Here is a 26,343-nt window from a genome sequence, read left to right as displayed (position 1 = left end):
CGACCGAACGACAATCCCACCGGCTCGCGAGCCGCAAACCGTCTCCGCCCGCACCGACTCCCGACCCGAACGCCCAGCAATCCAATTGTCACGCCCAACAGAGTCGAAGTCGATGTACACATGAACATCCCATTTACTCGCCGGTGTCCCACAGACTCCGCATCCCGATTTCTTCCGGCCTGGCATCGTCGTATCTCTGCCACCCAGCATTGGTCACCGAAACGTCTAATTACCAGGACGGTTTTCATGTCCGATCTGGTACTGAATGCTTTTCACCGTCGGCAAATCTCCCCTCCTTGTGAGCGGCGGACCGGGAAAGCGGTTCCGGGAAGCCCGAACACCAAGCGGGACAAGAGTTTTCGCGAGACCGAACCCCCGCTGGTCATCGAGCTCGCCGATACGACGGTAGGCGCGGGCACGCCACTCTCAGGCGGACAGCGTATGCAGCTCGCCGGTGATCGCCTGCCGGATCTGGTCATGGCGTGTGCCGAGTGCGTAGCGCTCATCGGTCCACCGATCGGGCGGATAGAGCCACACTGGGCCGCCCACCAGATCGTCTGGCTCCCAATCGAATCGCGGCCACACATGAACGTGCAGGAAGGCATCTGTGTTGCCGAGGATCTCCAGATTCACCCGCCGGAAGGCCGGATCCAGTCGGGTGCACGCCCGCTCGACCGCCTCCCCCAACCGATCCATATCGGCGAGAAACGCAGCACGCCGCGGGCGCGACAACTCGGAAAGGCGTTGCACCGCAGGATCATCGGTCAGAAGCAGTGAATAGCCGGGCAGGAACTGAGTATCACCGATGACGGCGAACCCGGCCGTCAGCCGACACATCACTGTCGGATTCGCCCCACGCAAGGCGCTGCCGATCCGGTCACTGCGCCAATCACTCATCTCCACACATTAGCGAGCTCGCATCAGCTGTACCGACGGGTGCCGAGCGGGACGACCCACTCGAGGTGCGCTGAAGTGTGCCCCACTCGGGTAGGTCGCACCCTTGTGGGGCATCGACAGCCGATCCGGCCTCGCCGCGCGCTCTGCCCATTCTCATTCGGGACTGCCCGTGGCCCTTGCACAAATCATGGTGGGGCCTTGCCCCAACGAATGCGCCGAGAACGGATCCGCATTGGGAGGTGGTGGGTTCAGCGAGGAAGAGTGCCCTTCAAGGGAAGGATCACCACGTCGTCGCCGGGGGAGACGACTCCGACCGAACCCTGTGACCGGACATCGGAGAGCACCTGCCGTGCGCGAGCGTCATCGACGAATTCCTGTGGCGTGGAGTGGTTTCCGTCCGGCGCGGTCGGGTCGCCGCCGAGTCAGGGCCGGCTCGGCGATCGGGAGACTGTTATCGGGCTGCTCGCGCGACGTCGAGGATCCAGGTAATACCGAAGCGATCGCGAAGCATCCCGAAGCCGGGCGCCCACTGGGCCGGACCGAATTCCTCGATGACCGCTCCACCGTCCGCGAGGCGTCCCCACAACACACCGACCTCCTCGACGGTGTCACCGCGCACGGAGAGGAAGAACGGCTCTGCGGTGATGGTGGTGCCGTTCTCGCGGCGGGTGGTGGGCGCGCCCTGGGCGACCGGTGCGTTCTCACCGGGTACGTCGTAGGCCATTACTCGGAATCCGTTGTCGGCGATGACCTGGCCGAACACGACCCTGGTGGCGTCCGGCAACTCGGCGGGCATCCCGAAGTCACCGTAGGTGGCCACAGAGAGTTGCCCGCCGAACACCGACTGGTAGAACTCCAGGGCCGCACGAGCCTGTCCGTGGAAGTTGAGGTGGGCAACAGCGTTTACCGACATGGCGATTCGGTCCCTTCACAAGTGGTTTCGACGCGGGATGTTTCCCGGGACGAGAGCCACCCTGTCAGCAATACCGGACAGGGAACGTCCGCTACCTGTGGCAGTCTGACCACCATGCCGACCGCCTCCTCGACGGTGACCTCCCGCCGCCTGCTCTCACTGCTGTCGCTGCTGCAGGTCCGCCGTGACTGGCCGGGAGGCCTGCTCGCCCAGCGGCTCGGCGTCAGCGAACGCACGGTGCGCCGCGACGTCGATCGCCTGCGCGAGCTCGGTTACCTCGTCCGAGCGGTCAAGGGACCCGAGGGCGGCTACCGGCTCGAAGCGGGCATCGAACTGCCGCCGCTGCTGTTCGATGACGAGCAGGCCATCGCGCTGGCCGTGGCATTGCGGATCGCGGCCGGGACAGGGGCGGGTATAGAAGAGGCTGCGGCACGAGCGCTGACGACCGTCCGCCAGGTCCTGCCATCCCGCCTGCGCCTACGCATCGACATGCTCGAAATCACGGCCGTCGAACCAGCCGCGCGCGGGGCCGACCCCCAAGTCGACACCCAGGTCCTGCTCACGCTGAGCGCGGCCATCCGATCCAGAGAGGAGCTGCGGTTCGACTACCAGTCGCCGATCCCGCCGCACGACACCGATCCGCAGCCGCCGCGGCGAGTGCAGCCCCATCACCTGGTGGTCCACAGTGGACGCTGGTACCTCATCGGATGGAACCCGCAGCGTTCGGACTGGCGTATCTACCGCGCCGACCGGATGAGGCTTCGTGTCCCCAACGGGCCGCGCTTCACCCCAAGGCCACTGCCAGGTGGCGACATCGCCACCCTTCTCTCCGCCCGATTCAAAGGCTCCGAGAGCGCGAACACCTGGCCATGCCACGGCGAGGTGATCCTCGACCTCCCCGCCACCCAGGTGGCCCCGTTCGCCGCCGACGGCATCGTCGAGGAACTCGGCCCCACCCGAACCAGACTGCTGACCGGCTCCTGGTCCTGGGCCGCACTCGCAGCGACGCTGGCGCGCTTCGACACCGAAATCGAAGTCATAGGCCCGGATCCGCTACGCGACGCCTTCGCTGAACTGTCGCGCCGCGCAGCCCGCGCCGCGAGCGCGAAGGCATAGGTTCGACGGCACGGTCGCGGCCTGGCACCCCCTCCCTTTCCTCTGAGTCCTCGACGCTGCCGATCCCCCAGACGCGGCCCCGATAGGCTCGCAAGTCCTCATACCGTCGACCACCAATGCCGCTGAGCAAGTAGCCATTTCGACGGTTGCCCATTCACTCCACCGACCGAGTGCTGTGCGAAATCTGTTGTGCAACAAGGTTTCCGCCGCGTGTCCGGCGGCAGAATTCTCCACCTCAACGGATTCAGGCCAGGCTGCTCCTGTGTAACTTCAAGCGCGGATTCCACGGCGGGATCCGGTATGGGAGAAGAAAAATGAGCCACCAGCTTCTCGGCCGCGCGGTGATGATCACAGCGGCGACAGCCTTCACCACCGGCCTCTTCACCGGGGTGGCCAACGCGACGGCGCCCATGACCACGATCAACAGCGCCACCGCCAGCGGCGGCAACGTGACCGTGTCGGTTACCTATACCTGCGACCCCTCGAGTGGTGCCGTACAGCTGACGGTGGTGGTCAGCGACAAAACCTCGGGTGCGTACGGCGCCGGCTCCGCCACGCCGACGTGCAACTCACAGAATCACACGGTCAACGTGCTGGTAAAGCCGTCCGGCTTCGGCGGCCTCACCTTCCACAGCGGCGACTCCGCCGGCATCTCGACGGACCTGCTCGACACGGATGGCAACAGCATCGGGAACTTCACGTTGGGCTAGGCCCCTTTTCCCGATGTCGGTGGGGGCCGGACATGCAGGGCTCCACTCACAGGTAACAACAACAACGCGGTGGTAGTGTTCCCGACGAAGAATCATGTCCACTCGCAACAGGTTTGGTCCCGACGTCAGCCAAATCACCGCAGCGACAGAACCGCCCGCGCTACAGCCAGTACTTGTTCGCCAGGGCTGCGAGCACAAACCCGATGAACATGCAGACGATGGACGTCCAGATCGCCACTTTGCCGAGCGGATGTCCCTTTCTGGCGGCCGTGAGCCCGAGAAAGATCCCGGCCCAACCGAATAGGCACGGCACTCCGAGTGACAGCACAGCGAAGATCAGGGCCGTGATCGCCAGCCCCTTGCCCTCCGGTGGCGAGCTCACTGGAATGTGGGCATAGGGCTGGTAGCGCGGCACCGGTGGCGTGGGCCGCACCGCCTGCTCGGGATAGTCGAATTGCGGGATGTATTCGCCACTGCCCTGAAGGTATTCCGGTGGCGGCGGGGGAATCGCGCCGGGCGCCTGCGGCTTCCAGTAGTCGTCGTCGGTAGGTGGCTGCGGTGGTGTGCCCATGACGTGATCCGTTCCGCTGTAGGTGGTTTCGAACATTACGTCGGGGGCAGCTGTGGCGTCGGCGGGCCGGAGCCCTTACTTTCCGGGGCCACGCTGAGCGGCCCACCAGTCGATGAGGGGGCACCTCGTTGCCCATCCACGCGATGGCGTCGTGCATCTCGCGAACGCGGGCGGCATCGGGCCGGATCGAGGACAGGTCGCGGCGCCCGGCTTGCCGACCCATGGACCCACCGCACGGTGATGAGGGGGATCCGACGAAAGCGACGATCACCGAAACGGTGGGGTGAAGCCCCCGGCCTTTCGGTCCTCGTGGCCGAGCCGGGTGGACGATCTTGCCGTGGCGTGCAGCGCTGGGCATGAGGACAAGGACAGGATGGTGAGAAGAATGCGGGACAGAAGCGTGAGACTGGCTGCTGAATCTGCAGGAAATGAAAGTCCCGAGGGATATGTTTGGCGAGAACCTACATTCAACGGGGTCAGGTGACGATGCGGACTGCGTAGGGCATGATGCCGTCTTCGCGGACGGCGGCTACGCGGACGACCTCGCCGCTTTGGGGGGCCTCGATCATTTTGTTGTTGCCGAGGTAGAGGGCGACGTGTTCGCTGCCGCCGGGGCCCCAGAAGAGCATGTCGCCGCGGGCGCGTTCGGCGACGGGAACCCTTGTGCCCATCGTGTATTGGTAGCCGGAGTAGTGGGGTAGGGAGACGCCGATACCGGCGAAGGCGTAGATCATCAGGCCGGAGCAGTCGAAGCCGGTCTTGTTGTAGTCGCCGTAGCTGTCGGCGGTGCCGCCGTCACGGATGCCGAGGGTCGGGCCGTTCTCGTCGCCGCCACCCCAGGCGTAGACGACGCCCAGCTGGGACATGGCACGGTCGACCACGGTCTCGATGAGCTCAGAGTTGGAGCCTTGGGGCCGGTTGGGCTGAATGGAGCGCTTCGGCGGGGGTGAGGTGTCCTGTACGACGTGCGGGCGGTGGCCCTGGCCGACCTGGCCGGCGCGATCGGCGGCGGCGCGATCGGCGGCCACGCGGGCGGCGGCGGCCACCGCGGCGGCGCGGGCCGCGGCCTCCTCGGCCTTGCGCTGCTGGTCCCAGGCGACGAAGGTGTCGCGCTGGCTCTGCAGGCCCGCCACGTTGGCGCGGGCCGCGTCCAGCCGCTGCTGGGCCGAATCACGCTGCCCGACAAGGTCGTTGCGGCGGAGGTTCTGCTGGTCGAGTTCGGCCTGGGCGGCCGTGACCGCGTTCTGGGCCTCGGTCTTCTTGGCGTCGGCGGCGGCCGCGGCGGCGTCGGCGGCCTGCTGGGCCTGTTTGGCGGCGGAGGTCTTGTTGGCCTGATCGATCTGGGCGTGGCGCAGGCCGTCGACCACTTGCTGCTGGTTCTTGGAGGCGATGGTCAGCACCTGCGCGCGGTTGAGCGCGATCTCGGGGCTGGGCGCGGCCAGATAGCTGACCAGTGAGGTGGAGCCGGGGCGCATGTAGACCTGGGCGACATACTTGTCGAAATTCCCGTGCGCGGTATCGACTTTCGCGCCGGCGGCGGTCAGATCCTGCTGGCACTGGGTGACGGCGCGGGCGGCGGCGTCCGCGGCGTCGCGGGCAAACTGCAGATCCACCAGAGCCTTGTTGACGGCCTCGCGGCGACCGGCGACCGCGTCGTCGAGTTGCTGCAGCTGCTGTTCGGCGGCGGCCACCTGGTTGATGAGAGCGCCGACCGCGCCGACACCGGCGTCGACCTGGGCGCCCGCGGCATTGAGGTCGCTGTCGCTGGGGTTGGGGGGCGGCGGTGGTACCGCGTGCCCGCCGGCCATGGGCAGTGCCAGCACGATGAGCGCTACGAGCAACTCCGTAGCGACCCGCGCCGGGCGACGTAGTCGCTTCGCCGGTCGTCGCATCGCACCTCCCTGGAGTCCCATCCGGCACAAAATCCCCAACCGTGCCATCGCGAAACCGTACGGCACGTTCAGGATCCCGCCGTTCAGGCACGCCATAATCACATGCATGTAATTCGCTGGTAGCCAAGAAGTTGCAGGTAAATCCCACAATCACCACGCGTCACAACACGCGACACTCGGTACGTTTTCGGCGTGTCGCGGACAAACCGGCCCCGGCACACCCCGATCCGGGCATGAAAAAAGGGGCCCGGGACGAACCCGAACCCCGAACGGAGACACCGCCTCCCAGCGCGAACGCGCTACCCGACCGGCGTCGGCGCCCCCGCCGGCCGCTGCCCGCGCCGCACCTTCACCGCATACAACCCGCCGATCGTCGCGATCAGCACACCCAGGATGACCAGCGTGATCACCGTCCACGACACGGTCTCCGGCTGCTCGAGCCGATCCACGAAGACCCGCGCGGCGTCGGTGGTGTGCTCGGGGCCGCGGTACTTGGCCTTGTCCTCGGCCCACTCCAGGTGCCCACGGGTGAACTGGTCGCTGTAGGTGCCCACCCAGTCGTCGCTGAAGACCACCACGGTGCCGTGCTCGATCTTGCCGACCTCGTTGGCAAGATCGCGCAGGTTCGCCTCGATGCCCGGATTGCCCTGCACCACAATGATGTCGAGCTCAACGCCGTGCTCACGCGCGTCGGCGGCGATGGCGGCGAGGGCCTCCTGGTCGCGTCCGGTGGGGGCGGCGACATGATCATCGGCGAGATCGGCGATGATGGCATTCAGGTCGGTGTTCGGCGGTAGTTCCGCCTTCGAGGGCGTGAAAACCGAGGAGTGCGGAGCGGTCACGAAACGCAGGGTACGGGACGGCGTGTCATATCACCTCACCGCGCCATGGGAATCACCTCACCGATCGCGCGAAATCGCATCTCGCGCTGGGCGGAATCCCGGGCCCAACGGCCCGATAACCCGCCCCCCGATGTGCTCACAGGACAAGCGTACTGTTAATGTCGGAAAACGGACGAGGCCCGCGCCTCGACGAGCCATCGGCACAGCCCCGCCGGTGGCCCTCCCATTCACAGACGAGTGGAGCTGAACGTGACGAGTATCGATACCTTCGGCGCCAAGGGCACCCTCGAGGTCGGAAGCAACTCTTATGAGATCTTCCGCCTCTCGGCCGTGCCCGGCACCGAGAAGCTGCCCTACGCCCTGAAGGTCCTCGCGGAGAACCTGCTTCGCACCGAGGACGGCGCGAACATCACCGCCGACCAGATCCGCGCCCTCGCGAACTGGGACCCGAACGCCGAGCCGGACACCGAGATCCAGTTCACGCCCGCCCGCGTGATCATGCAGGACTTCACCGGCGTGCCCTGCATCGTCGACCTCGCGACCATGCGTGAGGCCGTCACCACCCTCGGCGGCGACCCCAACAAGGTCAACCCGCTGTCTCCGGCCGACATGGTCATCGACCACTCGGTCATCCTCGACGTGTTCGGCACTGCCGACGCCCTCGAGCGCAACGTCGACCTGGAGTACGAGCGCAACGGCGAGCGTTACCAGTTCCTGCGCTGGGGCCAGGGCGCGTTCGACGACTTCAAGGTCGTCCCGCCGGGCGTCGGCATCGTGCACCAGGTCAACATCGAGTACCTGGCCCCCACCGTCATGGTCCGCAACGGCCAGGCCTACCCCGACACCTGCGTCGGCACCGACTCGCACACCACCATGGTCAACGGCCTGGGCGTGCTGGGCTGGGGCGTCGGCGGCATCGAGGCCGAGGCCGCCATGCTGGGCCAGCCGGTCTCCATGCTGATCCCGCGGGTCGTCGGCTTCAAGCTGACCGGTGAGATCAAGCCGGGCGTGACCGCCACCGACGTCGTGCTCACCGTCACCGACATGCTGCGCAAGCACGGTGTGGTCGGCAAGTTCGTCGAGTTCTACGGCAAGGGCGTCGCCGAGGTGCCGCTGGCCAACCGCGCCACCCTGGGCAACATGTCCCCCGAATTCGGCTCCACCGCCGCGATCTTCCCGATCGACGAGGAGACCATCAACTACCTGCGCCTGACCGGCCGCAGCGACGAGCAGCTCGCGCTCGTCGAGGCGTACGCCAAGGAGCAGGGCCTGTGGCATGACGCCGACAACGAGCCGGCCTACTCGGAGTACCTGGAGCTGGACCTGAGCACCGTGGTGCCGTCCATCGCCGGCCCGAAGCGCCCGCAGGACCGGATCCTGCTGTCGGACAGCAAGACCCAGTTCCGTCAGGACATCCGCACCTACACCAACGACCCCGTCCCGCACACCGCCCTGGACGAGGCGCTGGAAGAGTCCTTCCCGGCCAGCGACCCGGTCGCCTCCGGCACCGCCTCCGACGGTTCGGCCGTGCCGACCGCCGCCAACGGCAACGCCGGTCGCCCGTCGAAGCCGATCAAGGTCTCCGACCCGGAGCGCGGTGAATTCGTCCTGGATCACGGCGCCGTCGTGGTCGCGGGCATCACCTCCTGCACCAACACCTCCAACCCGTCGGTCATGATCGGCGCGGCCCTGCTCGCCCGCAACGCCGTCGAGAAGGGCCTCGCGTCCAAGCCGTGGGTCAAGACCAACATGGCTCCGGGCTCGCAGGTCGTCGCCGACTACTACGAGAAGGCCGGCCTGTGGCCGTACCTGGAGAAGCTGGGCTTCTACGTGGGTGGCTTCGGCTGCACCACCTGCATCGGTAACACGGGCCCGCTGCCGGAGCAGATCTCGGCCGCGATCAACGACAACGACCTGTCGGTCACCGCGGTGCTCTCGGGCAACCGCAACTTCGAAGGCCGTATCTCCCCCGACGTCAAGATGAACTACCTGGCCTCGCCGCCGCTGGTCATCGCATACGCGCTCGCGGGCACCATGGACTTCGACTTCGAGACCGACGCCCTGGGCCAGGACCAGAACGGCAACGACGTCTTCCTGAAGGACATCTGGCCCTCCGCGCAGGAGATCGACGACACCATCAAGTCGGCGATCAGCCGGGACATGTTCACCAAGTCCTACGCCACCGTGTTCGACGGTGACCAGCGCTGGCAGGGTCTCAACACCCCCGAGGGCGACACCTTCGCGTGGGACGAGAAGTCCACCTACGTCCGTAAGGCCCCCTACTTCGACGGCATGTCGATGGAGCCGGCCCCGGTCGAGGACATCAAGGGCGCGCGCGTGCTGGCGCTGCTCGGCGACTCGGTCACCACCGACCACATCTCCCCCGCCGGTCCGATCAAGCCGGGCACCCCGGCCGCGCAGTACCTGGACGCCAATGGCGTTGCGCGCAAGGACTACAACTCGCTGGGCTCGCGTCGTGGTAACCACGAGGTGATGATCCGCGGCACCTTCGCCAACATCCGGCTGCGCAACCAGCTGCTGGACGACGTCTCGGGTGGCTACACCCGCGACTTCACCCAGGACGGCGGCCCGCAGGCCTTCATCTACGACGCCTCGCAGAACTACCAGGCCGCGGGCATCCCGCTGGTCGTGCTGGGCGGCAAGGAGTACGGCTCGGGTTCCTCGCGTGACTGGGCCGCCAAGGGCACCCGTCTGCTGGGCGTCAAGGCCGTCATCACCGAGTCGTTCGAGCGCATCCACCGCTCGAACCTGATCGGCATGGGTGTTGTGCCGTTGCAGTTCCCGGCCGGCGAGTCCGCCGCGTCGCTGGGCCTGGACGGCACCGAGGTCTTCGACATCGAGGGCATCACCAAGCTGAACGAGGGTGTGACTCCGAAGACCATGAAGGTGACCGCCACCAAGGAGAACGGCGAGAAGGTCGTCTTCGACGCGGTCGTCCGCATCGACACCCCCGGTGAGGCGGACTACTACCGCAACGGCGGCATCCTGCAGTACGTGCTGCGCAACATGATTCGCGGCTAGTCACCGCTATACCGCCTCGGTTTCGAAGGGCTGTTTCGAAGCCGGGACGTGGTGGCAGGCGGCGGATCTCGCGATTGTCGCAGGTCCGCCGCCCGCCACGCGGCCCGCTCCCGGGCCGCTTCGCTCGTCGCTCGTGCGGGTTCCCCGATTTGGTCGCAAGATCGATAAGGAGAACCCGCACAACACGTTTCGGAGGAGCCAGTGCCCAAGGTCAGTGACGACCACCTCGCCGCCCGGCGCAGCCAGATTCTCGACGGAGCCCGCCGCTGCTTCGCCGAGTTCGGCTACGAGGGCGCCACCGTGCGTCGACTGGAAGAAGCGACCGGTCTGTCGCGGGGCGCGATCTTCCACCACTTCCGCGACAAGGACGCCCTGTTCCTGGCTCTGGCCCAGGAGGACGCGGGCCGCATGGCCGAGGTCGCGGCCACCCAGGGCCTGATCCAGGTCATGCGCGATATGCTGGCCCGCCCAGAGGATTTCGACTGGCTGGGCACCCGCCTGGAGATCGCCCGCCGCCTGCGCAACGACCCCGAATTCCGGGCCAACTGGGAAGAACGCTCCGAAGAGCTCACCGCGGCCACCGTCGCCCGCCTCGAGCGCCGCAAGGCCGCCGGCGCCCTGCGCGACGACGTCCCCACCGAAGTCCTGCTCGGCTACCTGGACCTGGTCCTCGACGGCCTCATCGCCCGCATCGCCTCCGGCCACGCCAACGACAACCTCGAAGCCGTCCTCGACCTCGTGGAAGCCTCGGTCCGCCGCAAGCATTGACGAACCCGTAGTCGCCGGGCACTCGCGCGCGGCAACGTCGGCGTACCGTGCGCGTCCGGCATGCCGAGGGTGCGGCCCGCGGCCCGTACCGGCGCCCGGGTCAGCCCTCGCGTTCGAGCTCGGTCAGCAGGCGCCGGGTGATGCGATCGAGGGACGCGCGCTCCTGGTCGGAAAGCACGGAGAGAATCCGGGTTTCGTTCTCGAAGTGCTCGGTCACCACGATGTCGATGAGGTGCAGGCCGCGATCGGTGAGCGCGACCTTGATCGCGCGCCGGTCGCCCGGGTCGGCGATCCGCCGGACCAGTCCCGCCTTCTCGAGCCGGTCCAGGCGGCCGGTCATGCCGGCTCGCGACATCATGAGGGTGTCCGCGAGGCCGGAGGGGTTGAGCTCGTAGGGCTCCCCCGAACGCCGCAGTGTCGCAAGCACATCGAACTCGCCGCGCTGCAATCCGTGTGCCGTGAACACGGATTCGATCCGCTCCGTCGCCACCACGGTGAGCCGGCCCAGCCGCCCGATGATGGCCATGGCCGCGCCGTCCAGGTCCGGCCGCTCCCGCCGCCACTGCTCCTGGATCACATCCACGGCGTCGGTCTTCTTCTCACCCATGGACAACACTCTATTCGATGACATATAGTTCGGTGGCGAATTATCTCCCACCGAATCACATGGAGTCCGACATGGCCACCGCTTCCCGCCCCGCCGCGATCCGCCAGCCGCAGGACGCCGAGATCATCGGCGGCGAGCCCGTCTCGGTACGGCTGCTCATCGACTCCAACGAGGCGGGCGGGTCGGTGAGCACCGTCGAGGTCACCATGACCCGCGGCGCCGACGGCGCCATGCCGCACTACCACACCCTCTCCGACGAGCTGTTCTACGTGGCCGACGGCGAACTCCAGGTCCTGGCCGGGGACAAGATCGTCACCGTCGGCGCGGGCGGCGCGATCGTCGTCCCCAAGTTCATGCCACATGCCTTCGGCGCGGCACCCGAGAGCCCGGCCCGCATCCTCATCGCCCTCATGCCCGGCGTCGAACGCCACGGCTACTTCCGTTTCCTGGAGCGGCTCGCCCACGGCGAGGCCACCCCGGCCGATATCGAGGCCGCCCAGCAGGAATACGACAACCACTTCATCGACGCGCCGCAGTGGTGGGCCGAGCGCAACGCCAACCGCGCCTGACCGCGCGCCCTCGCGGGCCCGCGATGGCGTGAAACCCGCACTGCCGCCAGGGAATCCGCCGAACCGTGCCAGTGGTCGCGTGATTCCCGCAGCGGGCCGTACGGCACACCGGCAACACGGCCGGTTTCGTTGCACCGCCACGATCCCGAGCGCGCAATCCACGGCACGATGACCGATCCACCGGTCACGCACCGGCACCGAGAGTGGCATGGCAACCTGCCGCTATACGCGAGAAGGCCGTCCTGACTCCCCAGTAGCCCGGCGGTCGCCGACGAGGGGTGTGCCACAGACCACCGAAAACGCGGAATGATCATTGCCGCGAGCCGGGTTGGTACGTTCATGGCATTCTCTGTCCCCATCACCGTCCGCGGGTACGAGCTCGATATCAATGGGCACCTGAATCAGGCCGTCTATCTGCAGTACGCCGAGCACGCGCGCTGGGAGCTGCTGCGAGCGGGCGGGCTGCCGGGCGAGAAGATGGTGGCCGCGGGAATCGGGCCGGTGGTGCTGGAACAGACGCTCAAGTACCTGCGCGAATTGCATCTGGGCGACGAGGTCACGGTGAGCTGCGAATTCGAATGGACCGGCGGCAAGATCTTCCGGATGCGCCAGCAGATTGTGAAACTCGACGGCACGGTGTCGGCGGAGATCGATGCCGTCTCCGGCATTCTCGATCTCGCCGCCCGCAAACTGGTTGCGGATCCCGGTGCGGCCCTGCGGGCGGTGGCCGACTCGCCGGACATCCTCGGTCTCTGATCGGACGCCGAGCACACCGGCCGGTTCGGGTTTTTCTGCGAAAATCTTTCGGCGGGAGCGGTTTCCGAAAACCGGCCAGAGTTTGCCGGAGTAGCTGAAATCTTTCGTTGCGGACCGAATCCGGTGCCCAGCGGGATATGATTCAGATCACGCTCGGCCCCGCAGCAAATCCCGAGCAGATCGGAGTTCAGCATGACCGGCGCCCTGCACCGAACGGGATCGGCGATCCTCGCCAGCACCTCGCCATCGCTACCCGGCTACCTTGTCGCAGCCACGGAGCGAAGTATCAGCGTGCGTGTCGGCGACGGCACCACCTGGACCTTCCATCGGACCGATGTCCTCGACATCACCCGGTGGGATGCTGCGACGGCGCAGGGCAGCTGTGAGGGCCGCCCGGTGCTGGTGCGCGTACGGTCCGGCGCCACTGCCGATTTCACGCGGCGCCGTCGTGTCGAGGTCACCGATCGTCCCCTCACCCTGTCGCCGGACCACAGTCCCGCGCGGGGCGACGACGAACTGCGCGAGCTCACCGAAATCTGGGCCCGCGGACTGGATCTCACCACTCGCCCCGGTGCCGGCGGGGCCACCATGACCTGCTGCCAGACCCGGTCGCACCTCGGCAGCGACGACGGCATCGCCTGCGACAGCCTGGACTGACGGAAGCGCGCATGGCCGCCCGCACCATGGGATCGGTGCTCATCGTCACCGAGGCCGAGGACCTCCACGGCGACGCCCTCGCCGCCACCCTGCGCAAACACCACGGGCACAACCCGATTCGCCTCGATATGCGCGACTTCCCGCGCGAGAACGGCACTTTCCGACTCGGCGGGGACGGCTCCTACCGCAGCCTGTCGCACGTCTTCGGGCTCGACGACGTCACCTCGGTGTGGTGGCGCCGGCCCCACCCCTGCGCTGTACCGGCCGGTCTGTCCGAGGAGGACGATACCTACCGCCGCGCCGAATGCGACGGTTTCCTCCAGGGACTGCTGTGGTCGATCCCGGCCCTGTGGGTCAACGACCCCGGGGCCGACCGCACCGCGAGCCGCAAGGTCGTGCAGCTGGAGACGGCCAACCGCGCCGGCTTCGCGGTCCCGGAGACCCTCGTCACCAATGATCCCGACGAGGCGCGCGCCTTCATCGAATCCCGGCCCGGGTCAGTGGTTTACAAGCGCACGGGCACCGGGCGCGGCGCGTTCACCGAGACCCGGCTGTTCACCCCGGCGGATTTCGACCGGCTGGCCACGATCCGCAACTCCCCCACCATCTTTCAGGACTACATCCAGGCCGAGAGCGATCTGCGCATCGTCTGGGTGGACGGCATCGAGTGGGTGGTGCGCATCGACTCGCAATCCGGTGTGGGACGGGTGGATTCGCGCCTGGACACGTCGGTGGCCTTCACCGCCGATCGCCTGCCCGCCTCGGTGAGCAAATCGCTGACCACGTTGATGGGCGCGCTGGGGCTGGCTTTCGGCGTGCTCGACCTGCGGGTGGGTCTCGACGGCGAGTTCTACTTCCTGGAGGTGAACCCCCAGGGGCAGTTCGCCTATCTCGAAATCAAGACCGGTCTGCCGATTTTCCAGAGCCTCGCAAACCTACTGGTTCTCGGCGACGGGACCGTGATGCCCTAGCGGCCGCACACCATCGCGCTTCCTCGAACATCACGGCGAATCGTCGAACCTCGCACCGCAGCGCCCGAATTCGCGGCTGGTCGTCCTGAATCGCAAGTCGTCGACCGGCTTTCGCCGGTCGAGAACCCGCAATCCACTCCCGGAAAAGGGAAAGACGCTACTTGCCGGCCTTGGCGGCCTTGCGGCGGTTCGCACCGCCCCGGCTGCGGAGTTGCACATGCGACTCCACGAGCACGTTGTGGATGAAGCCGTACGACCGCCCGGTCTCCCGGGCCAGGGACCGGATGCTGGCTCCGGCCTCGTACTGCTTCTTCAACTGGGATTGCAGGCGATCGCGGGATTTCCCGGTGACGCGCGTGCCTTTACCCAATACGGCTTTACCCTGTGCGGGCCTGTCACTCATGGCTTCCTCCGAGTCGCCGTGGGCGCCTCATTCCAGGTTAGAGACTCGGATGCCTGTGATCAACGAAACGCTGTGATGTGAGTCACCGACTTTTGGCGACCACGCGTTTTTCGGTGTGCGAGGCGCATTCTCACGCCAGCTGGATCAGTTCCAGGTAGTCCTGCGACCAGTGATCCTCGGTGCCGTCGGGAAGCATGATGACCCGCTCGGGGTTGAGCGCCTCGGCCGCACCCGGGTCGTGGGTCACCAGTACGACCGCGCCCGCGTAACTGCGCAGCGCGTCGAGCACCTGTTCACGCGAGACGGGGTCCAGGTTGTTCGTAGGTTCGTCCAGCAGAAGGACATTCGCGGCCGAGGAGACCAGACCGGCCAGTGCCAGACGGGTCTTCTCACCGCCGGACAGGGTGCCGGCGGGCTGCTCCAGCTGCGGGCCGGAGAACATGAACGCGCCGAGCAGACCGCGCAGATCCTGTTCGCCCGCATCGGGTGCGGCGTGGCGGATGTTCTCCCAGACCGTGGCCTGATCGTCCAGAGTGTCGTGCTCCTGGGCGAAATATCCGACTTTCAGGCCGCGTCCGGGCTCGATCTGCCCCGCGGTCAGGGTCTCCACCCCGGCCAGCAGCCGGAGCATGGTGGTCTTGCCCGCACCGTTGAGGCCGAGGATCACGACCCGGCTGCCCTTGTCGATGGCCAGGTTCACGCCGGTGAAGATCTCCAGCGACCCGTAGAGCTTGGTCAGGTTCGTGGCCATCAGTGGCGTCTTGCCGCAGGGGGCCGGTTCGGGGAACTTGATGCGCGCGACCTTGTCGGCCACCCGGATCTCGTCGGCCTCGGCCAGCATGCGCTCGGCGCGCTTGACCATCTGGTGTGCCGCAGCGGCTTTCGTGGCCTTCGCGCCGAGCTTGGCGGCCTGCTGCTTGAGCGCGGACGCCTTCTTCTCGGCATTCGCGCGCTCGCGGACACGGCGCTGCTCGTCGGTGGCGCGGGCGTCGAGGTACTTCTTCCAGCCCATGTTGTAGATGTCGGCCTCGCCGCGCACGGCGTCGAGGAACCACACCTTGTTGACCACGTCGCCGAGCAGGTCGACATCGTGGGAGATGACGATGAGGCCGCCGTCGTGGTTCTGCAGGAAGCTGCGCAGCCAGGTGATGGAGTCGGCGTCGAGGTGGTTGGTGGGCTCGTCGAGCAGCAGCGTGGTGTCGGACTTGCCGCCACTGCCGTCGGAGGCGCTGAACAGGATGCGCGCCAACTCGATTCGGCGGCGCTGACCGCCGGAGAGGGTGCGCAGCTGCTGGTTCAGCACCCGGTCGGGCAGGCCCAGGCTGTGGCAGATGCGGGCGGCCTCGCTCTCGGCCACGTAGCCGCCGAGGGCGGAGAAGCGCTCCTCGAGCCGGCCGTACTTGCGGATGGCCTTCTCGCGTTCGGCGTCGTCGGCGACCTCGGCCATGAGCGCCTGCTGCTTCTCCATATCGCGCAGCAGGGCGTCGAGCCCGCGCGCCGACAGCACGCGATCCTTGGCGAGCACATCGAGGTTGCCCTCGCGCGGATCCTGGGGCAGATAGCCGATTTCGCCGGAACGGATGACCTTGCCCGCGTAGGGTTCACCCTCACCGGCGAGAATGCGCAGGGTGGTGGTCTTCCCGGCACCATTGCGCCCCACCAGCCCGATCCGATCCCCGGCCTGCACCCGCAGCGCCGACCCCGGCGCTGTCAGCAGGGTGCGGACTCCGGCCCGGACCTCCAGGTCGGTCGCGGTGATCACAAGCGTCTCCTCGGGTACAGCGGATGCCGGTAGTTAACTGAACGAGTGTGCGCCATCGCGGCACACAAGAACCACCGATTTTACCGGGGCCACCTCCGGGGACCGAATCGAGCACATCCCTCGTTACCGCAGACGGGGAACCGGGTAACGGCGGTCACACTCCCCGGAGCCCGTCGGCGTGCGGCGGGAAATCCCGGCGAGGGCCGCTCGCGGGGTGCCTCGCCGGTGGTTCGGCGGGGTGCCCGCCGCCGTGGCGAATAGGGAACGACACGCATTCCAATCGACGATGAATCGGGATGACCGCGGGTCGGATTGCCGCGTAGGAACCTATACCCACCGGGTACATATTCGGATTCGACATGGGATTGTGAGCGCGGCTATCGACTCGACCGCCGCCGTTCACTCCCTGGCGGCCGGCGTCTGCATCGACCTGAACAATGGCGCGAACAAGGACGACGAAGCAAACGATCTATATCAGGAAGCGCTGGACGAATCCACCATGACCGGAATTCACCTCTCGCACGACGACGCGGCCACATTGCCCGGCCTGGCAATGAAGGACGTCTGCCCGACAGCAGGAAAATAATACGGACGCACCGGCCGGTACTTGAATGCTGCGATCTCAGTAGCTGAAGGCGACGGCCGGATCGTCACCGATCCACTGCCACATCGGGATGGTGTCGCGTCAGGTCCGGTCCCGGCGGCCCCGACCGCGACCAGGAACGTCTTGGCGACCTTCTCCGGATCCGCCGGGCCCGTGGTCAGGCTGACGCCGAATCCAGGCCGACCCCGGCACCGGCAATTCTGGCTTACATGTTGACATTTCACGTTGATTTGTCACACACTCGCCAGGCTCAACGGTGATGAGGAGGGGTTCGGCGATGACCGATCACGCGCGGGCCGCGCTCGAGCTGTTGCGGGACAGTAGCCAGTTCAAGTGGTACGTGATTCCGCTGCTGCTCGTCGTCATCTACGTCTATGCGACCGAGGTCGAACGGCGGAACTGGAATGTGCTGTTCGCGGGGCTGACCCTGTGGGGCATGGACTGGTTCAACGAGATCTGGAACTCGCTGGTCTTCCACGCCACCGGGCGCGCGCCGGTGTGGGGCGCGACGGGGCCCACGGCGTATCAGATCCTGATCGGCCTCAATATCGAGATCTGCTTCATGTTCGCCATCATGGGTGTGGCCGCGGCGAAGATGCTGCCGCCCAAGGAGGTTCGCATCCTGGGCCTGCCCAACCGGCCGGTCCTCATCGCGGCGAACTCCGCGGCCGCGGTCGGCGTGGAGGTGCTGCTGAACAAGGCGGGTGTGCTGACCTGGGATTGGTCCTGGTGGCACGCGGGCTTCCCGTACCTCATCTGGCTGTTCGGATACGTGCCGTTCTTCGTCGCCTGCTTCTACGTCCACGACCTGAAGACGGTGCGGGCGAAAGCCATTGCCGTGGGCGCGATTGCGGGGATCGACACCCTCGCCCTGATCGTCTTCGGCTCCCTCGGGTGGTTGTGATGCCCGAACCCGCAGTACGGCGCGGCGTGCTCGCCGCGGCCGCCGGACTCGCGCTCGCGGTGGCGGCGCCCCCGCAGATCGCGTCCGCCGAACCGCCCGCGTGCGCGCTGCTCGGCACCGTCGGCACACCCGAACTGGGCGCGGACGAGACCACGGCCGGGCTCGACGCATTCCCGGCCGCCGCGATCCCGCTACCGGATCAGGTCTTCCTGCGGACCACCGCGGAAACATTCAACCGCCGCTGGTCCTTCGCCGTGCGCGACGGGTCCGTCTACGTGAAACAGGCGGCCGCGCAGGGCGGTTGGCGCACGCTGCCGTTGCCCGGGTGCATGGCGGGCCGGATCGCCGGCGTCTCGGCGGACGACGACGAACTCATGGCCATCGACGTCGACGGCCGCTTCTTCACCATGGACCACATCCTGAGCGCACCCGCGGACTGGAACTGGAGCAGCCGCTACGGCACACCGCTGTGGACCGGCCCCGGCAACACCCTGCCGCCGGGCACGATCGCCTGGACCTGGTCGGTGCTGTCGCCCAACGAGGATCGCCTCTGGCGCGACACCGCCGGCAATGATCACAATGTCGGCGGCGCGAAGGTGTCGCACGTCTTCGCGCTCACCGACGACGGCCACCGCATCCACTACGTGGACCCGTGGCTGCCGCTGGACCACAGCTACGAGATGTCCACACCCGACCAGGGCCGCTTCCGCGCGGTGGCACTGTCCACCAGCGGATCGACCACGCTGGTCGTGGATCGGTTCGGCAATCTCTACACGCGGCTCTACGATTTCGACATCTCCGGCGCGGACAAGGTGTTCTTCCGCTACTCCTACGAGGATCAGCGGGGACGGCCCGCGGCGCCCGACATGCTCGGTGAGCGGATCGACGATCACTACGCGGCGATCCAGCTGCCTGCGCCGGACTGGCTGCGGCAGCCGAGGATCCCCGGCCGGATCACCGATCGGATTTCCGTGCACAAGACCGGAATCGGTTCCAACGCACGCGAATTGCGTGTCGAGGGCGTCGACGGCGGGCGCACCGGTTATTGGGTGAAGGAACTCGCCGCCGACCATTGGGATTTCGTACCCACCGATCTTCCGCTGGCAGGCCGTCTGCTGGACAACCCCGGCACCGACCACTCGGCCGATGACACCGTGGCGGCATCGCCGTACACCTATGCGGGCCTGACCGCGTCGGGCGTGGCCGTGCGGATCGAGTCCTTCGATGTCGCGGTCTCCCCCACCCCGCTGCGCCTGGACTTCGCCGACGGCAGCCACCTCGACCTGACCCTGCACACCGTGGACGGACTCCGCCAGACGGTCCAGGCGTCCGGAATCACCGATCAGCCCAGGGCTTTCGACGGCACCGTGGAGATCCCGGCGGACACCCTCGCCACGCTCCCCGATCAGTCGGCGCCGGTCCGCGAGTTCCTCCAGACCGCCCTCGCGGGACGCCGTTTCACCGAGACGCCGGTCCGCGTCACCACGAACGAGTTCAGTATCGAAGGGCTGGGACCGACCCTGTCGCGCACCCGCTGAATCACCATGGTGTGACGGTCAACTCGCCCGCAATGACGCTGCGGGTCGTGGGTAGATCCAGAAAGGCATGTGGGAGAGCGCGATCGGTGGCCGCCGCCTCGTGCAGCCGGGCGGGATCGAGTTCTCCGGTGAGCGCCCGAGGTCGTCCCCCCGCGGGCAGGGCTGGGAACCGGCAGGGGTCGGCGGCTCGCCCACTCCCGTGTCTCAGTGGTCGGGCAGCCAGTTGCCGTGGAAGCCGTACGGGATGCGGCGGGGCAGGTGGATGGTGGCCACCGGTGCGGCCGCCAGGTCGGTGGCGTCGAGGATGATGAGGTCGCTGCGGTCCTCGGCGGAGTCGTAGACGTAGGACATGAGATAGCCTGCGCCGCCCGGGGTTTCGTCGGCGGGGGCGAAGGATGCCTCGGCGGGGAGGCGGCCGGGGCCGAAGGTGTGGGCGGTGCTCGAGCCGGTGTGGAGGTCGTAGCGGAGCAGCGCGCCGGTGCCGCCGTCGGAGACCGAGACGTGGCCGTGGCGGGCGTTCAGGCCCGCGAGGCGGTCGTCGATGCGCGGGAATTCGGCGATGCGGTCGTCGACTTGGTCCTCGCGGACCGCCCCGGTGGCGAGGTCGATGGTCCAGCGCCACAGGGTCGCGCCCTCGTCGAAGTCGCGGGAGTCGGTGCGCCACATGCTCCGATAGCGCATGGCGTGCAGCATGATCCGGCCGCCTTCCTCGTGCGCGTTGAGGGTGTGGAAGACATAGCAGGGTTCGATGGCGAACCAGCGCACGTCGCCGTGCGGGTCATCGCGGCGCAGTATGCCGAGACGGGCCTGGTAGTCGTCGTTCCACCGGAACGGCATGCCGGCACCGGTCATGGCGGTCGGCAGGTCGAAAACCACCGGCAGATCCATGAATACGACGTGGTTCGCGGTGAGCGCGAAGTCATGGTGCATGGTCGCGGCCGGGACGTCGATCTGGCGGCTGAGCTCGAGTGTGCCGGCCGCGTCGGCGCGGTGATAGGTCAGGTAGGGCTCGAAGAAGTCGTAGCCGAAGAAGTGCAACTCCCCGGTGACCGGGCAGGTCTTCGGGTGCGCGGTCATGGCGGTGGTGAGCTTGCCGTCGAAATCGTGCGGACCCAGAGTGTCCAGATCGGCGGTCAATTCACAGGGAAACGAGGATTCGACGAGCGCGAACGTGCGTCCGGCGTGCCGGATGACGTGCGTGTTCGCCACGCCCGCGGTGAAATCCCGCCGGCCCTGCTCGTCGATGCCGCGGGCGCCGTCGGTGAAGGTGCTGGTGCGCACCCACCGATTGCGATAGGAGACCGCGCGCCCGCCTTCGATCCGCACGCCGTGCACCATGCCGTCGCCGAGGAACCAGTGTTTGGAGGCCGCCGCGTGCGGGTTGGGCCCGTTGCGCAGGTACCAGCCGGTGAGTTCCTCGGGAATCGTTCCGGTGCAGGGCAGGTCGAGGGTGGTGAGCTCGTCGGCGACGGGCGCGTAGTTGCCGGTGAGGTGGGGAGGTGTGGTCATGTTCGATACCTGCCTGCCGAAGGAGCGGGCTCCTCGACGTCGCGACATTCCAGTTCTGACATGTCCAAGCTTGGGCCTCCATTCTCGACATGTCAATACTGGAATGTAAGATGAGCGCATGAGTCTCCGGTACGCCCTGCTCGGGCTGCTGTCCGACGGTCCCGCCAGCGGCTACGACCTGCTGCGGACCTTCAAGCACTCGCTGGCCAATGTCTGGCCCGCGACACAGAGCCAGATCTACACCGAGCTCACCAAACTCGCCGACACCGGATTCATCGCCGTCAGCGACGAGGGCCCGCGCGGCCGCAAGGAATACACCATCACCGACGCCGGGCTCGACGACCTGCGCACCTGGCTCACCAGCACCCGGCCGAAACAGGTGACGCGCAATGACACGCTGTTGCGCGTGTTCTTCCTCGGCATACTGCCACCCGAACAGGCCCGCGCCTACCTGGCCGGCATCGCGGAACGCGCCGAACACGCCCACGCCGAACTGGGCGAACTCGAGCAGAACATCGACTGGACCGACAGCAACCTGTCACAATACGGCCACCTCGCGCTGGAATACGGCGCCCGGGCCACCGCCATGAACCGGGACTGGGCCCGATGGGCGCTGGAACAGCTACCGCCGGAACAGAATTGACCGGCTCGCGCTACAACCCGAGCCCGTGGGCCAGCACCGGCCAGGAAGCGGGCAGCTCGTCGTCCCAGTAACCCCAGGAGTGGGTGCCGTAGGGGTGCAGTTCCACGGTGGCCGGGATGCCCAGGTCGGCGAGCCGGTCGGCCATGGCGTGCGTGCACTGGTCGACAGCGGCCTCGAGAATGCCGCCCACCAGGATCTGGTTCGCGAGACTGTCTCCGGCACCGGCGAAGTGGCGGTCCCCGGCCTTGTCGTGCGGCCCGGGCATGCCATTGCCGCTGGACAGGTACAGGTCGAGCCCGCGCAGTGCCTCGGCGTGCAGATAGGGGTCGTTGGCCGCCCACATCGGGTCGCCGGACGGGCCGTACATATTGCCCGCGTCGCCGCCGCCGAACCCGACCGTGATCCGGACATACATCTCGCCCACCGGATCGGCGATCCGCGCGCAGCCGCTGAAGGCCGCCACCGAGCGGTACAGGCCGGGTTTGGCGATCGGCAACTGCAGGACCGACGTCCCCGACATCGATACTCCGACAAGACCGTTCACGCCATTGGTGCCCAGCGCGGCATCGATGAGCGGGGGCAGCTCCTCGGTGAGGTAGGTCGACCACTTCATGACGCCCAGCCGCGGATCCGGCTGCCGCCAATCGGCGTAATAGGACGCCGCGCCGCCGATGGGCTGCACGACATTGACGTCCTTGTCGGCCAGGAAGTCGAAGGCATTGGTGCGGCGATCCCAGGAGGCCGCGCCCTTGCCGCCGCTGCCGCCGCTGAGCATGTAGAGCACTGGGCGGGGTGCGGACCGGTCGGCCGGCAACTGCACATCCACCGGAAAGTCGAGGTTCATGGCGGCGGAGTGCACGGTGAGTTCGAGGTGCCGATCGTCGACGCGCCGGCTGCCGACAATGGCCGAACCGTCCGGCGCCGCCGGTCCGGTCCCCGGACCGGCGGGCGCCATCACATCCGGTTGGGCACGCGCCACCGGATCGAAGGGTGTCGAGGACAGCGAGACGAGCCCCGCCGCAGCCATTACTGCCATGCTGCAAATCATCGAGCGGTATCGCACGTCCGGGGTCCTGGTTCTCGCGTGCCGCCGGCGCGCTTGACCTGGCGACTGTTCTGCTCCGACGGCGACGGCCGTCCGCGGCCCGACGGGATGCTCATCGGGCGCGCGGCGGCGAGTCTGGCAGCCGCTTTCTAACGGCAGGTTTCCGAATGTTGTCGGGCAGAAAACAGCTTGCGCACCGAAGGCTCAGCCGAGGGTGAGCAACCTCGCAGTCCCGGAGACGACGGTCTGGCTCTGATCGACCAGCGCGACCCGGACCTGCACGGGGGCGCCCGCTACCAGCGGCGTCTCCCCCGTCACCGGGGTGAGCGCGATGGTCGCGGCGTGCTGGGAGCCGTCGCAGGTGAACGAGTCCTGCTGGCCGGTGGCGGCCGGCCGGTCCGCGTTCGGATCGCCGACCATGGCCAGGATGCCGGCGACGCCCGCGGACGCCTCGCACATGTAGTCGATGCCGATCGACGAGGCTCCCGCCGATTCGACCGTGATGGAGTTGGCGGCCAGCGCGGGCGCCGCGGCGAGCAGCACCCCCGCGCCCAGGGCCGCGACGGCAGCGGCGGTGACGGTGGAGCGGTGATGGTTCCGAATGATGACCATGTTTCGTTCCTCCTGTGTGACGGATCTGGATCACTGAACACACGCGGAAAGAGCACAGCCAGTATCGCGCCGAAGCTTCGTCGTCCAACCCCCGGCCCCCGGGAAGCGGGAGAACCACACCGCACGCGGGTCCCGCATCCACCCCGCGACCACGCGGCAGCCATCGAGCCGGGCATCCGGGTGCACGACAGGGGTCGAGGATTCGGGCTGCGGGCGTCACTATGGGAGCCGAGGCAATCGCATCCGGATCATGAGGAGCGCCGGTGGATTCCGACATCTGTTACGCGTCCGCGCGGGAGCTGGCCGGCTGGCTGCGCACCCGCCAGATCTCGGCCGTGGAGGTGGTACGCGCCCACCTGGATCGGATCGAGCGGATCAATCCCAAGGTCAATGCCATCGTCACCCTGGTCGGCGAGCAGGCGCTCGACGCCGCCCGCGCCGCCGACCAGCGGGTGGCCGCCGGGGCCGAACCCGGTCCCCTGCACGGAATTCCGATGGCGCACAAGGACACCCACGACACCGCGGGCATCCGCACCACCTACGGCAGCCCGCTGCTGGCGCAGCAGATCCCCGAGCGCGACGAGCTGCTGGTCGAGCGGCTGCACGCGGCCGGGGTCATCACCGTGGGCAAGACCAATGTGCCGGAGTTCGGAGCCGGCTCGCACACCGTGAATCCGATCTTCGGCGCCACCCGCAATCCCTACGATCTCGGCAAGTCGGCGGGCGGCAGCAGCGGTGGCGCCGCGGCCGCGCTGGCGTGCGGTCTGCAGCCGCTGGCCGACGGCAGCGATATGGGCGGGTCGCTGCGCAATCCGGCCTCGTTCTGCAATGTGGTGGGCTTCCGACCGTCGCCGGGCCGGGTGCCGACCTGGCCGGATCCGTACGCATGGGGGACGCTGACGGTGCAGGGGCCGATGGCGCGCACGGTGGCCGATGCGGCGCTGCTGCTGTCGGTGCTGGCGGGCCCGGATCCGCGCAGTCCCATCGCGATCGCCGAACCCGGCTCGATCTTCACCGGATCCCTGGACCGGGATCTGCGCGGGCTGCGGGTGGCGTGGTCGCCGGATCTGGGCGGCGCGGTGCCGGTCGATCGGGCGGTGCGGGACGTGCTCGAACCCGCGGTCCGGGTGTTCGCCGAACTCGGTGCGGTCGTGACCGAGGACTGCCCGGATCTGTCGGGGGCAGAACAGGTTTTCCGGACGCTGCGCGCGTGGCTGTTCGCGCTGGCGCTGGAACCGATACTGGCGGACCGGGATCGGGTCAAGCCGTCGCTGGTGTGGAACATCGAGCAGGGGCTGGCGCTGAGCGGGCGCGACATCGCCGAAGCCGAAGTGCTGCACACGATGCTGTTCCATCGGATGCGGGAGTTCTTCGAACGCTATGACGTGCTGCTGCTGCCGGTGAGCCAGGTACCGCCGTTCGATGTGGAGCTGGAGTATCCGGACACGGTGGACGGCGAGCCGATGTACACCTATCTGGATTGGATGCGGTCGGCGTATTTCATCAGCGCCACCGGATGTCCGGCCCTGTCGGTGCCCGCCGGATTCACCACGGCATGGCTGCCGGTGGGGTTGCAGATCGTCGGACCGCATCGCGCCGACCGCCTGGTTCTGGAGGTCGGGCACGCCTTCGAGCAGGCCACCGGATTCGGCACCGTACGGCCGCCCATCGCCGCGGGCTGATTCCTCTCGAAGCCCGAGGCCGAGCCGGTGTCGAGCCCCGCCGCGGAGCCGCGCTCGCGGGCCGGGCGCGAACCCGGCCCGCGAACGGTCGTGACTACTCGCCGCCCAGCCGCACCGGCAGGCTGGTGTGCCCGTTGGAGATGAAGCTGCCCAGCGGGGTCAATTCCGTTGCGTCCGTGGCCAGCCGGAGGTTCGGGAAGCGCTCGAACAGGGCGGGCAGCGCGATGGCGGCCTCCAGCCGGGCCAGCGGGGCGCCCAGGCAGTGGTGGGCGCCGTAGCCGAAGGCGACGTGCTGGTCCTTGGTGTCGCGGTGGATGTCGAAGCTGTCGGCGGTCGCACCGTGGATCCGCGGGTCGCGGCTGGCGCCCGCGTAGGAGGCCAGAATGGCCTCGCCCTTGGGGATGGTGAAGCCGTCGATCTCGATGTCCTCCACCGCGTATCGCAGCGGCAGGTGCGCCACCGGCGACTGGAACCGCAGGGTCTCCTCGATGACGTCGTTCCACGACGCCTGCTCGGCGACGACCGCGGCCAGCTGCTCCGGGTGGGTGAGCAGGGCGACGATGGCCTGGTCGAGCAGGTTCACGGTGGTCTCGTGCCCGGCATTGATGACGAGCATGAGGGTTTCGACGAGTTCCTTGTCGGCCAGCTGCGAGCCGTCCTCGTCGTCGCGGGCGGCGATCATGGCGCTGGTGATGTCGTCGCCCGGGTTGTCGCGGCGGTAGGCGACGAGTTCGCCCACGCGCTCGTACATTTCGAGGAAGTTGGCCATGGACTCCTCGGCGGACAGGGACCCGTCGAAGAAGCCGTCGACGCACTTGTGGATGGCGGCGTCGAGGTGCTCGGGCACCCCCATGAGGCCGCTGATCACGCGGATCGGCACCGGGTAGGCGTAGAGCGAGCGCAGGTCGGCGACCGAGCCCGCCGGGAGCGCGGCCAGCTCGTCGAGCAGCTCGGCGACGATGGCCACGATGCGCTCGCGCATGGCGGTGGTGCGACGGTGGGTGAAGGCCGGGGACACCAGCTTTCGCAGCCGGCGGTGGTCGGCGCCGTAGGCGGTGAACATGTTCTCCACGGCCACCCAGGGCAGCAGCGGCCAGGCCTCGGTGATCTCGCCGTTGATGAACGCGGACCAGTGCTGGCGCGGATCCTTGGAGACGCGGGCATCGGCCAGCAGGGTCTTGAGCACGGCCTGGTCGGTGACCGACCACGCCGTCACGCCGCCGGGCAGCTCGACCAGCGTGATCGGGCCCTGCTCGCGAATCCGGGCGGATTCGCCCTGGATGTCGGTGCCGGTGACATCCAGCACGATCGGGCTCTGGGACATGGAGCG

The 26,343-nt window shown here is 67.7% G+C and carries 25 protein-coding genes; 14 read left to right on the top strand and 11 right to left on the bottom strand.

Going from position 1 to position 26,343, the window contains the following annotated elements:
- Positions 1–246 precede the first annotated feature (246 nt).
- Positions 247–777 (top strand): hypothetical protein, encoded by a 531-nt coding sequence (locus ACFXKA_RS29995; RefSeq protein ID WP_379429857.1) that lies wholly within the window; start codon positions 247–249, stop codon positions 775–777.
- Between the two features lie 571 nt (positions 778–1,348).
- On the opposite strand, the gene ACFXKA_RS29990 is transcribed toward ACFXKA_RS29995, so the two are convergent.
- Positions 1,349–1,810, bottom strand: coding sequence for a VOC family protein (locus ACFXKA_RS29990; protein ID WP_379429856.1), 462 nt, complete (start codon positions 1,808–1,810; stop codon positions 1,349–1,351).
- A 114-nt stretch (positions 1,811–1,924) separates the two neighbouring features.
- On the opposite strand from ACFXKA_RS29990, the gene ACFXKA_RS29985 reads away from it, so the two are divergent.
- A complete protein-coding gene (locus ACFXKA_RS29985) occupies positions 1,925–2,926 on the top strand; it encodes a helix-turn-helix transcriptional regulator (protein ID WP_379429855.1) in 1,002 nt (333 codons plus the stop codon).
- A 314-nt stretch (positions 2,927–3,240) separates the two neighbouring features.
- The gene (locus ACFXKA_RS29980) at positions 3,241–3,636 is read left to right on the top strand and encodes a hypothetical protein (RefSeq protein WP_379429854.1); all 396 of its coding nucleotides are present in this window, start codon (positions 3,241–3,243) and stop codon (positions 3,634–3,636) included.
- A 160-nt stretch (positions 3,637–3,796) separates the two neighbouring features.
- On the opposite strand, the gene ACFXKA_RS29975 is transcribed toward ACFXKA_RS29980, so the two are convergent.
- From ACFXKA_RS29975 to ACFXKA_RS29965, 3 genes are all read right to left on the bottom strand, one after another.
- Positions 3,797–4,207, bottom strand: coding sequence for a hypothetical protein (locus tag ACFXKA_RS29975; protein ID WP_379429853.1), 411 nt, complete (start codon positions 4,205–4,207; stop codon positions 3,797–3,799).
- A 476-nt stretch (positions 4,208–4,683) separates the two neighbouring features.
- Positions 4,684–6,099, bottom strand: coding sequence for an NlpC/P60 family protein (locus ACFXKA_RS29970; RefSeq protein WP_379429852.1), 1,416 nt, complete (start codon positions 6,097–6,099; stop codon positions 4,684–4,686).
- Positions 6,100–6,398: 299 nt separating this feature from the next.
- Positions 6,399–6,941 carry a DUF6676 family protein gene (locus tag ACFXKA_RS29965; RefSeq protein ID WP_354845355.1) on the bottom strand — a complete coding sequence of 181 codons (543 nt, stop codon included), beginning with the start codon at positions 6,939–6,941 and terminating at the stop codon, positions 6,399–6,401.
- Between the two features lie 249 nt (positions 6,942–7,190).
- Here ACFXKA_RS29965 and ACFXKA_RS29960 point away from each other — a divergent pair, with 249 nt between their 5' ends.
- Both ACFXKA_RS29960 and ACFXKA_RS29955 read left to right on the top strand, forming a co-directional pair.
- A complete protein-coding gene (locus ACFXKA_RS29960; RefSeq protein ID WP_354845358.1) occupies positions 7,191–9,983 on the top strand; it encodes an aconitate hydratase in 2,793 nt (930 codons plus the stop codon).
- 201 nt (positions 9,984–10,184) lie between these two features.
- The gene (locus ACFXKA_RS29955; protein WP_379429851.1) at positions 10,185–10,751 is read left to right on the top strand and encodes a TetR/AcrR family transcriptional regulator; all 567 of its coding nucleotides are present in this window, start codon (positions 10,185–10,187) and stop codon (positions 10,749–10,751) included.
- 100 nt (positions 10,752–10,851) lie between these two features.
- Here ACFXKA_RS29955 and ACFXKA_RS29950 read toward each other — a convergent pair whose 3' ends face one another.
- Positions 10,852–11,358 carry a MarR family transcriptional regulator gene (locus ACFXKA_RS29950; RefSeq protein WP_354845364.1) on the bottom strand — a complete coding sequence of 169 codons (507 nt, stop codon included), beginning with the start codon at positions 11,356–11,358 and terminating at the stop codon, positions 10,852–10,854.
- 71 nt (positions 11,359–11,429) lie between these two features.
- Between ACFXKA_RS29950 and ACFXKA_RS29945 the strand changes: the two genes are divergently transcribed.
- The 4 genes from ACFXKA_RS29945 to ACFXKA_RS29930 all read left to right on the top strand — a co-directional run bounded on the left by ACFXKA_RS29945 (position 11,430) and on the right by ACFXKA_RS29930 (position 14,311).
- On the top strand, positions 11,430–11,927 hold the full coding sequence (locus ACFXKA_RS29945; protein WP_379429850.1) for a cupin domain-containing protein: 498 nt from the start codon (positions 11,430–11,432) through the stop codon (positions 11,925–11,927).
- A 339-nt stretch (positions 11,928–12,266) separates the two neighbouring features.
- Positions 12,267–12,683 (top strand): acyl-CoA thioesterase, encoded by a 417-nt coding sequence (locus ACFXKA_RS29940; RefSeq protein WP_354845369.1) that lies wholly within the window; start codon positions 12,267–12,269, stop codon positions 12,681–12,683.
- Between the two features lie 192 nt (positions 12,684–12,875).
- On the top strand, positions 12,876–13,340 hold the full coding sequence (locus ACFXKA_RS29935) for a hypothetical protein (protein WP_379429849.1): 465 nt from the start codon (positions 12,876–12,878) through the stop codon (positions 13,338–13,340).
- 11 nt (positions 13,341–13,351) lie between these two features.
- Complete coding sequence (locus ACFXKA_RS29930; protein WP_379429848.1) at positions 13,352–14,311, top strand: MvdC/MvdD family ATP grasp protein; 960 nt, start codon at positions 13,352–13,354, stop codon at positions 14,309–14,311.
- A gap of 157 nt (positions 14,312–14,468) precedes the next feature.
- Here ACFXKA_RS29930 and ACFXKA_RS29925 read toward each other — a convergent pair whose 3' ends face one another.
- On the bottom strand, positions 14,469–14,714 hold the full coding sequence (locus ACFXKA_RS29925) for a helix-turn-helix domain-containing protein (protein ID WP_033087059.1): 246 nt from the start codon (positions 14,712–14,714) through the stop codon (positions 14,469–14,471).
- Between the two features lie 130 nt (positions 14,715–14,844).
- A complete protein-coding gene (locus ACFXKA_RS29920; RefSeq protein WP_354845378.1) occupies positions 14,845–16,476 on the bottom strand; it encodes an ABC-F family ATP-binding cassette domain-containing protein in 1,632 nt (543 codons plus the stop codon).
- A 367-nt stretch (positions 16,477–16,843) separates the two neighbouring features.
- Here ACFXKA_RS29920 and ACFXKA_RS29915 point away from each other — a divergent pair, with 367 nt between their 5' ends.
- The 3 genes from ACFXKA_RS29915 (at position 16,844) to ACFXKA_RS29905 (ending at position 19,522) form a co-directional block, all read left to right on the top strand.
- Complete coding sequence (locus tag ACFXKA_RS29915; RefSeq protein WP_379429847.1) at positions 16,844–17,062, top strand: hypothetical protein; 219 nt, start codon at positions 16,844–16,846, stop codon at positions 17,060–17,062.
- 295 nt (positions 17,063–17,357) lie between these two features.
- Positions 17,358–17,984 carry a hypothetical protein gene (locus ACFXKA_RS29910; RefSeq protein ID WP_379429846.1) on the top strand — a complete coding sequence of 209 codons (627 nt, stop codon included), beginning with the start codon at positions 17,358–17,360 and terminating at the stop codon, positions 17,982–17,984.
- Positions 17,984–19,522, top strand: a complete 1,539-nt coding sequence (locus tag ACFXKA_RS29905; RefSeq protein WP_379429845.1) for a hypothetical protein — start codon at positions 17,984–17,986, stop codon at positions 19,520–19,522. The genes ACFXKA_RS29910 and ACFXKA_RS29905 overlap by 1 nt, the downstream gene beginning before the upstream one ends.
- 204 nt (positions 19,523–19,726) lie before the next feature.
- On the opposite strand, the gene ACFXKA_RS29900 is transcribed toward ACFXKA_RS29905, so the two are convergent.
- Positions 19,727–21,031: a carotenoid oxygenase family protein gene (locus tag ACFXKA_RS29900; RefSeq protein WP_379429844.1), complete on the bottom strand. Its 1,305-nt coding sequence runs from the start codon at positions 21,029–21,031 to the stop codon at positions 19,727–19,729.
- Between the two features lie 118 nt (positions 21,032–21,149).
- On the opposite strand from ACFXKA_RS29900, the gene ACFXKA_RS29895 reads away from it, so the two are divergent.
- A complete protein-coding gene (locus tag ACFXKA_RS29895) occupies positions 21,150–21,674 on the top strand; it encodes a PadR family transcriptional regulator (RefSeq protein ID WP_379429843.1) in 525 nt (174 codons plus the stop codon).
- Between the two features lie 10 nt (positions 21,675–21,684).
- Here the strand turns inward: ACFXKA_RS29895 and ACFXKA_RS29890 are convergent, their stop codons facing one another.
- Positions 21,685–22,710, bottom strand: coding sequence for an alpha/beta hydrolase (locus tag ACFXKA_RS29890; RefSeq protein WP_379429842.1), 1,026 nt, complete (start codon positions 22,708–22,710; stop codon positions 21,685–21,687).
- 213 nt (positions 22,711–22,923) lie between these two features.
- Positions 22,924–23,331 (bottom strand): hypothetical protein, encoded by a 408-nt coding sequence (locus tag ACFXKA_RS29885; RefSeq protein WP_379429841.1) that lies wholly within the window; start codon positions 23,329–23,331, stop codon positions 22,924–22,926.
- A gap of 263 nt (positions 23,332–23,594) precedes the next feature.
- Between ACFXKA_RS29885 and ACFXKA_RS29880 the strand changes: the two genes are divergently transcribed.
- Positions 23,595–25,013: an amidase gene (locus ACFXKA_RS29880; RefSeq protein ID WP_379429840.1), complete on the top strand. Its 1,419-nt coding sequence runs from the start codon at positions 23,595–23,597 to the stop codon at positions 25,011–25,013.
- A 94-nt stretch (positions 25,014–25,107) separates the two neighbouring features.
- Here the strand turns inward: ACFXKA_RS29880 and ACFXKA_RS29875 are convergent, their stop codons facing one another.
- Positions 25,108–26,337: a cytochrome P450 gene (locus ACFXKA_RS29875; RefSeq protein WP_379429839.1), complete on the bottom strand. Its 1,230-nt coding sequence runs from the start codon at positions 26,335–26,337 to the stop codon at positions 25,108–25,110.
- Positions 26,338–26,343 lie beyond the last annotated feature (6 nt).

Origin of the sequence: Nocardia sp. NPDC059228, assembly GCF_042754245.1 — a bacterium.
GTDB lineage: Bacteria > Actinomycetota > Actinomycetes > Mycobacteriales > Mycobacteriaceae > Nocardia.
This window is presented reverse-complemented; position numbering and strand designations above follow the sequence as displayed.

Coding starts and splice junctions, on each gene's coding strand:
- ACFXKA_RS29995 (WP_379429857.1), top strand. CDS start 247: ATGTCCGATCTGGTACTGAATGCTTTTCACCGTCGGCAAATCTCCCCT.
- ACFXKA_RS29990 (WP_379429856.1), bottom strand. CDS start 1,810: ATGTCGGTAAACGCTGTTGCCCACCTCAACTTCCACGGACAGGCTCGT.
- ACFXKA_RS29985 (WP_379429855.1), top strand. CDS start 1,925: ATGCCGACCGCCTCCTCGACGGTGACCTCCCGCCGCCTGCTCTCACTG.
- ACFXKA_RS29980 (WP_379429854.1), top strand. CDS start 3,241: ATGAGCCACCAGCTTCTCGGCCGCGCGGTGATGATCACAGCGGCGACA.
- ACFXKA_RS29975 (WP_379429853.1), bottom strand. CDS start 4,207: ATGGGCACACCACCGCAGCCACCTACCGACGACGACTACTGGAAGCCG.
- ACFXKA_RS29970 (WP_379429852.1), bottom strand. CDS start 6,099: ATGCGACGACCGGCGAAGCGACTACGTCGCCCGGCGCGGGTCGCTACG.
- ACFXKA_RS29950 (WP_354845364.1), bottom strand. CDS start 11,358: ATGGGTGAGAAGAAGACCGACGCCGTGGATGTGATCCAGGAGCAGTGG.
- ACFXKA_RS29945 (WP_379429850.1), top strand. CDS start 11,430: ATGGCCACCGCTTCCCGCCCCGCCGCGATCCGCCAGCCGCAGGACGCC.
- ACFXKA_RS29940 (WP_354845369.1), top strand. CDS start 12,267: ATGGCATTCTCTGTCCCCATCACCGTCCGCGGGTACGAGCTCGATATC.
- ACFXKA_RS29935 (WP_379429849.1), top strand. CDS start 12,876: ATGACCGGCGCCCTGCACCGAACGGGATCGGCGATCCTCGCCAGCACC.
- ACFXKA_RS29930 (WP_379429848.1), top strand. CDS start 13,352: ATGGCCGCCCGCACCATGGGATCGGTGCTCATCGTCACCGAGGCCGAG.
- ACFXKA_RS29925 (WP_033087059.1), bottom strand. CDS start 14,714: ATGAGTGACAGGCCCGCACAGGGTAAAGCCGTATTGGGTAAAGGCACG.
- ACFXKA_RS29910 (WP_379429846.1), top strand. CDS start 17,358: ATGACCGATCACGCGCGGGCCGCGCTCGAGCTGTTGCGGGACAGTAGC.
- ACFXKA_RS29905 (WP_379429845.1), top strand. CDS start 17,984: ATGCCCGAACCCGCAGTACGGCGCGGCGTGCTCGCCGCGGCCGCCGGA.
- ACFXKA_RS29900 (WP_379429844.1), bottom strand. CDS start 21,031: ATGACCACACCTCCCCACCTCACCGGCAACTACGCGCCCGTCGCCGAC.
- ACFXKA_RS29895 (WP_379429843.1), top strand. CDS start 21,150: ATGAGTCTCCGGTACGCCCTGCTCGGGCTGCTGTCCGACGGTCCCGCC.
- ACFXKA_RS29890 (WP_379429842.1), bottom strand. CDS start 22,710: ATGGCAGTAATGGCTGCGGCGGGGCTCGTCTCGCTGTCCTCGACACCC.
- ACFXKA_RS29885 (WP_379429841.1), bottom strand. CDS start 23,331: ATGGTCATCATTCGGAACCATCACCGCTCCACCGTCACCGCCGCTGCC.
- ACFXKA_RS29875 (WP_379429839.1), bottom strand. CDS start 26,337: ATGTCCCAGAGCCCGATCGTGCTGGATGTCACCGGCACCGACATCCAG.